The 6,547-nt window shown below is 68.7% G+C and carries 4 protein-coding genes; all 4 read right to left on the reverse strand.

Translation table 11 applies throughout. The features are described 5' to 3' along the window. Nucleotides 1–258 precede the first annotated feature (258 nt). On the reverse strand, nucleotides 259–2,946 hold the full coding sequence (locus AB0M27_RS30675) for an ATP-binding protein (protein ID WP_365726366.1): 2,688 nt from the start codon (nucleotides 2,944–2,946) through the stop codon (nucleotides 259–261). Between the two features lie 9 nt (nucleotides 2,947–2,955). Further along, the gene (locus tag AB0M27_RS30680) at nucleotides 2,956–3,441 is read right to left on the reverse strand and encodes a hypothetical protein (protein WP_365726368.1); all 486 of its coding nucleotides are present in this window, start codon (nucleotides 3,439–3,441) and stop codon (nucleotides 2,956–2,958) included. Between the two features lie 102 nt (nucleotides 3,442–3,543). Further along, entirely contained in the window at nucleotides 3,544–5,268 is a 1,725-nt protein-coding gene (metG, locus tag AB0M27_RS30685; protein ID WP_365726372.1) for a methionine--tRNA ligase, read from the reverse strand. A gap of 144 nt (nucleotides 5,269–5,412) precedes the next feature. Next, nucleotides 5,413–6,547, reverse strand: a 1,135-nt coding sequence (locus tag AB0M27_RS30690; RefSeq protein ID WP_365726374.1) for a VWA domain-containing protein, incomplete at its 5' end; no start/stop codon positions are given.

Below are 6,547 nucleotides of genomic sequence, written 5' to 3' on the forward strand. Positions count from 1 at the left end.
ACGTACACGACTCCAGACCCTATGAGCCGTGCCCAGGCCAGCGCAGGAGAATTACGAAAATCGCGTCTCTAGGCACTTCCGAGCCGTGGAACGACCTCCAACCCCGTGACCTGCACTTTCAGGCCCGCAGAACCTCCAGGGCCCCCGAATTACGTCGAACCCGGGCTCACGGCGGGGCTGGAGACGCCGGCGAAGAACCTGCCGGGGGAGTTGACGGCTACGACGGGGGCCGGGGTCCTGAAGTAGCCCGTAACCCGGTCATCGGCCCGGTCGGCGTAGGAGGTAGCCGGGGATCGGGCCGATGGTCTCGTCACCGATCCGGCCGGTGTCCGACCACTTGCGGGCCTCGACCGGCGCCAGCAGGGATTCCATCGTGCACGACCACGCGCGGCACACGGCACGCAGAAAGAAGCCGTGGAGATTGCTGGACTGGCGCCACCACAGCTTCTGCCAGCTCAGCTGGGTGTGGTGACGCGCGGATTCGTAGGCAGGGTCGCGGTTTTCCACATCCGGGAAGACCTGGGCCAGTGGTGGGTCGGGATAGCTCGAGCACACGAAGACCCAGTCCTCGGGCAATTCCAGAGAAACTCCCGATGTGTACTCGTAGAGCTTCGGAGGCCGGGCGTCCCAAGCGAGGGAAGTCCCGGTGAAGGCCATGAACACCTCCTCCCGCTGTTCGGCCCAGCCGACCGCGTCGGACGCCCGGAGCAGGCCCTCTGCCGTGAGGGCGAAGGCCACGTCGTCGGGGAGGCCCTGGTACGCGCTGTACAGCGTGTAGGCCAGCTCCAACTGCAGCGAGTCGTCCAGCAGCCCGGCACGGCGCAGCTGTTGTTCCTGGGTACGCATCCACTGGCGTACCTGCTCCTGGTCGGCGACCAGATCGGCCTTGTCACGTGAAGCCCGGCTCGCTTTTCCCGCGAGATAGCCCGCGAAGGCATGCGACTGGGCGGCGTGAAAGCCGTTGACGGTGACGTTTCCCGCGTAGAAACGAGGCCCCTGGTAGTACAGGTCGTTCCACAGCGAGGCCAAGCCGATGCGTCGGCCTTGTTCGTCCAGCAGCTCGGTGGCCCGCGTGACGAAGGCCTCGCGGGTCTGGAGGCGTTGCTTCTCCTCCCCGGCGGTCCAGTACTCCGTCGCGGCCGGCGGATAGAGGCGGTCGAAGACCTCCTCCGGCGTTCCTGAGGCCAGCGAGAAGCGGGGGAGGACCGTCGGCTCCGTCGCGCCAGGCTCCCAAATGTGGATGGGTACGGCGTTCTCGTGGACCAACTGCTGCACCAGTTGCTCGAGCAGGTCGTCCTCCGTGTAGTAGAGGAGACCGCGTACGTCGTTGGCGCCCTTCTTCAGGGTGACGCGCACCGTCGTGCCCTCCGGGACCCAGCCCTGGGCGGGCAGCGGTGTCAGCAGCGGGCGGTTGGACGGGCCGTCGAAGGCGAGGCGGCGGGCGTCCTGGGTGGCGGCGTCGTAGCGGCGGGTGATCAGCTCCACGTCGTCGCCGAGCAGGAAGACGGAGAAGAATCCGATGCCGAACCGCCCGCTGGGCGTGAATCCGCCGTCGGCCAGTCCGGGAAGCCGATTGCGCACGGCGGCGGAGCTCCAGCCGCTCTTGCCGAAGTCGAGCAGGCCGTGGATGAGGGTGCCCTCGTCCATGCCGAGGCCGTTGTCGCGGACCTCCAGGCACCAGGAGCTGTCGGTCCGAGTCAGCTTGACCTCGATGCGCCCGTCCGTGAAACCGGGTTGCAGCGCCTGGCGGGCCAGGACGGCGTCCTGGGCGTTCTGGATCAGCTCGCGCACCGCGACCGCGGGCTGGTCACCGTACAACTGCTCGCCCCCGAGGCTCTTGACCAAGGCTGGGGCGTCGGAGACCTTGACCGTCGCGTCGATGGGGCGCCACCCCTGCACCCGGAAGTGCCGTGCGAACCGCTCGGGTGCGTCCACCCCGGCGACCGCGCGGGCCGCGAGCCGTTCGCGCCGGTGGTCGTGCAGGAGTGCGTCGACCGCCTTCAGCTCGCGGTCGACGGCACGGAGGTAGTCCAGCGCCAGCCACCAGGAACCGGCGTCCGCGGGCAGGAACGGTCGCAGCGAGGAATACCGGACCCGGTCACGGTCCAGCACCGGTCGGCTGATGTGTTCCTGGAAGCGCCAGTGCCGGTAGGCGTCGCCCTGCGGGTCGCGCAGTGCGAACAGGAACGTCGGAGCCCGGCGGCTGTCGATCTGGGTGGCGTCGGCGAGCCGCAGGACACAGGCCAGTTTGAGCGGTTCGACGGTCCACTCGCTCGGCTGCCAGGGGAGCGAGCCACGCGGGTCGCCGAACTCCTCGGCGAGCCGGTCCACCGGCCACCAGTGGCTGGCCGCGAGATCCCCGATCAGCGGACCGTAGCCGTCGCGCAGCTGGACGTCGTCCATGAGGTGGATGTCCTTGCCGGTGCTCGACCGCCAGGACTGATCCACCAGGCGCCGCGCCTGCTCGGCGTGCGTCTCGCGGATGGCGGTCGTCCGGCACGTCTCCGCGATCTCGGCGGGCGGCTCGTCCAGTTCCTCCTGCTCGGGCCAGCGTCCTTTCCGGTGGTAGTACGTCACCGACACCAGATCGCGCCAGCGTGCCTCGCCCATCATCTCCCGGACGCCCGTCCCATATGCGGCCTCCCCCATGGCCGCGTCGTGCAGCACGAAGGCGCAGCCCAGGACGTAGGCCTCGGCCGGGTTCAGGACGGCCTGGTGTCCGCACACCAGGTCTGCCGTCTCCCAAAGGGCGTCCACATGGCTGATGTCGTGCACCGTGAACTGGGGCATGGTGCGCGCGTTCTCCGCGAGGAGCACGGACGCCGTTTCGCGCAGTTCCAGGTACGACCGGCGCAGCCGCTCGCGCTGTTCGGCGTGCGGGTCGTCCGGACGTGCGGCCAGGGTGTCCCGCCACAGGACGGTGCTGGTGTAGCCGTGCTCGGGCACCGGGGACGATCACCTCATCGCTGGAAGGAGGAGGAACCCGGCGAGCACCCACATCGTGATCACCGAGACGAGGATGAAGAGCAGTACGTATGTCTCGTACCAGCGCACGAAGTTGCCGGGGCGTGGACGCTTGCGGAAGTCCGGGCCGATCAACTCGTCGGTGATGTCGCACTCTTCGTTGCGGTAGTCGAGCCAGGACAGGACACCGACGACGATCAGGGTGCAGGTGAAGGCGGCGACCACGGTGGTCAGGGTGAGCAGCCCGATCACACCGCCGCGCGCGGTGGCCGCGGGAATGTCCCACTTCCGGTATCCCACGAAGAGGGCGACGGCGCCGGTCGCGAGTGCGGTGGCGAGCGTCTGGTAGAGAGCGAGGAAGCGGTGGGCGTTCTCGTTCACCGTGTGGATCTGCTGCAGGATGTAGCGGTACCGCTCTAACGCGAATTCCTTGCGGACCGAAGCCGTTTCCGGCCTCGTCTCCCCCGTTGCCGTCATCGTCCCCCACCTGTCCGACTCGTCATCAGGATAGGTAAGACACCGCCCGGCTGCATCCAGTGCGGACGACTTGCCGGGCGGGGACAGGACGATGTGCGGGCGCTACTGCTCCTCGCCGCCGAAGCGCTCCTTGTACGTCGCCAGGTCCTCGTCGGTCAGCTTGGCGAAGAGGACCGGGGGGACCGTGAAGGGGGTGCCGGCGGGGACCGAGGTCAGGGCCTTGGCCTGGTCGGGGGTGACCCAGGTGGCCGTGTCGTCCTGCACGGAGAAGGCCTGGCGCATGGCGGCGGACGTGGCCGGGATCAGCGGCTCGGAGACCACCGCGTACAGGTGGACCAGGTTCATCGCCGTGCGCAGGGTGAGGGCCGCGGCGTCCTTGTCGGTCTTGATCTGCAGCCAGGGGGCCTTCTCCTCTAGGTAGGAGTTGCCCGCCGACCACAGGGCGCGCAGGGCCGCGGCGGCCTTGCGGAACTGCATGGTCTCCATGTGGCCCTCGTACTCGGCGAGGAGTTCGGCGATCTGCTCGCCGAGCTTCGTCTCGGCCTCGCCAGGGGTGCCGCCCGCCGGGACCTCCTCGCCGAAGCGCTTCTTGGAGAAGGACAGCACACGGTTGACGAAGTTGCCGAGGGTGTCGGCGAGGTCCTTGTTGACCGTGGCGGTGAAGTGCTCCCAGGTGAAGGACGAGTCGTCCGACTCGGGGGCGTTGGCGATGAGGAAGTAGCGCCAGTAGTCGGCCGGGAGGATGTCCAGGGCCTGGTCGGTGAAGACACCGCGCTTCTGGCTGGTGGAGAACTTACCGCCGTAGTACGTCAGCCAGTTGAAGGCCTTGACGTAGTCGACCTTCTTCCACGGCTCGCGCACGCCCAGTTCGGTGGCCGGGAACATGACGGTGTGGAAGGGGACGTTGTCCTTCGCCATGAACTCGGTGTAGCGGACGGGGTTCTCGCCGGAGTCCGCGCCGTACCACCACGACTTCCAGTCCCGGTTCTCCGGGTCCTGGTCCGCCCACTCCTTCGTCGCGCCGATGTACTCGATCGGCGCGTCGAACCAGACGTAGAAGACCTTGCCCTCGGCGGCCAGCTCCGGCCAGGTGTCGGCCGGGACCGGGACGCCCCAGTCCAGGTCACGGGTGATCGCACGGTCGTGCAGGCCCTCGGTGAGCCACTTGTGGGCGATGGAGGAGGCGAGCTGCGGCCAGTCCTTGTCGTGCCGGGCCACCCACTCGCGGACCTCGTTCTCCAGCTTGGACTGGAGGAGGAAGAGGTGCTTGGTCTCGCGGACCTCCAGGTCCGTGGAGCCGGAGATGGCCGAGCGGGGGTTGATCAGGTCGGTCGGGTCCAGGACGCGGGTGCAGTTCTCGCACTGGTCGCCGCGGGCCTTGTCGTAGCCGCAGTGGGGGCAGGTGCCCTCGACATAGCGGTCGGGCAGGAAACGGCCGTCGGCGGGGCTGTAGACCTGGCGGATCGCCCGCTCCTCGATGAAGCCGTTCTCGTTCAGCTTGCGGGCGAAGTGCTGGGTGATGTCGCGGTTCTCGGGGGAGGAGCTGCGGCCGAAGTAGTCGAAGGCGAGGTCGAAGCCGTCGTAGACCGCCTTCTGCGCGTCGTGCGCCTGGGCGCAGAACTGGTCGACCGGCAGGCCCTGCTCCTTGGCGGCCAGCTCGGCCGGGGTGCCGTGCTCGTCGGTGGCGCAGATGTACAGGACGTCGTGGCCGCGCTGGCGCAGATACCGGGAGTACACGTCCGCCGGGAGCATGGACCCCACCATGTTGCCCAGGTGCTTGATCCCGTTGATGTACGGAAGGGCGCTGGTGATGAGGTGTCGAGCCATCGTGGCTGCTCCCAGGTCGCTGCTTTTCTGCGGTTTCGAACCTTGAAATCGTAGCCGACATGGGTGGGCCGCCCGCTTCCCGTTTTGCAGGGTGGGAAGCGGACGGCCCGGATGTCACTGAGGGTGACCGTCCGTCGTGGTCGGTTACGGGCGCCAGGTGGCGAGGACGCCCTCGTAGAGCTCCGTGTCGGTCAGCTCGCGGGGGGCGGGGCCCGCGTGGAAGAACGACGTGTTGTCGGTCTTCAGTTTGCGGAGGTAGTCGAAGGCCTTGTTGTCGTGTTCCCCGAAGGCGACGAAGGAGAAGAAGACGGCGGGGTGGGTGTCCGCCGCCGCGGTGAGTGCCTGGGTGGCGGGGGTCTTCGCGTCCGGGGCGCCGTCGGTCTGGAAGACGACGAGGGCGGGGGTGGCGGGGGTGGTGTCCTTCTCGTACTCGTCGTAGTGGGCGAGTACGGCCTCTACGGCGGCGTGGTAGCTGGTACGGCCCATGCGGCCGAGGCCGGCGTGGACGTCGTCGATCTTCGTCTCGTGGTCCGGGGTGAGGGTGAGGTCGGTGGTGCCGTCGATCTCCGTGGAGAAGAAGACGGTGTGGACCGTGGCCTCGGGGTCCAGGTGGGCGGCGAGGGCGAGAGTCTGGTCGGCGAGGGCCTGGGCGGAGCCGTCCTTGTAGTACGGGCGCATGCTCGCGGAGCGGTCGAGGACGAGGTAGACCTTGGCTCGGGTGCCGGTGAGGTCCTTGTTCTTCAGGGTGGTCGTGGCGGCCTTGTAGGCGGTGGCGAGGGAGGGGGTGCGGGACTTGACCTCGGCCAGGGTGGTGGCGGGGGTCGGCTTGCCCGGCTCCGCCTCGGCTTCGCCTTCGGCGTCCGTGTCGTTCTCACCCGCACCACCCGTGCGGGTCTCGCTGTCGGGTGCGGGTGACTTGTGTGGGGCGTCCTCGCCGTCGGAGGCTTGCGGGGCGGTCGTCTCGTCGGCCGGTGCGGCGGTTTCCTCCGCCGTCACCGACACCGCCTCGACGACCTCCTGCGCCTCAGCCTCCGGCTCGGCCTGCTCCTCGACCTCTGCCTTCTCGGCAACCTCCGGCTCGGCCAGCTCCTTAGCCCCTGCCTTCTCGGGCTCGGTCGGCTTCCCGGCTTCCGGCTCGGTGTGCTCCTCGGCGGGCTGCTGCGCGGCCTCCGGCGTGGTGTCGCCCTCGGTCGTCTCCTCCGCCGCGGCGGTCTGCGTGATCTCCGGCTCGGTGTGCTCCTCGGCGGGCTGCTGCGCGGCCTCCGGCGTGGTGTCGCCC

This window comes from Streptomyces sp. NPDC052107, from assembly GCF_040680215.1.
In the GTDB taxonomy this organism is placed as follows: Bacteria; Actinomycetota; Actinomycetes; order Streptomycetales; family Streptomycetaceae; genus Streptomyces.

Coding starts and splice junctions, on each gene's coding strand:
- AB0M27_RS30680 (WP_365726368.1), bottom strand. CDS start 3,441: ATGACGGCAACGGGGGAGACGAGGCCGGAAACGGCTTCGGTCCGCAAG.
- metG (WP_365726372.1), bottom strand. CDS start 5,268: ATGGCTCGACACCTCATCACCAGCGCCCTTCCGTACATCAACGGGATC.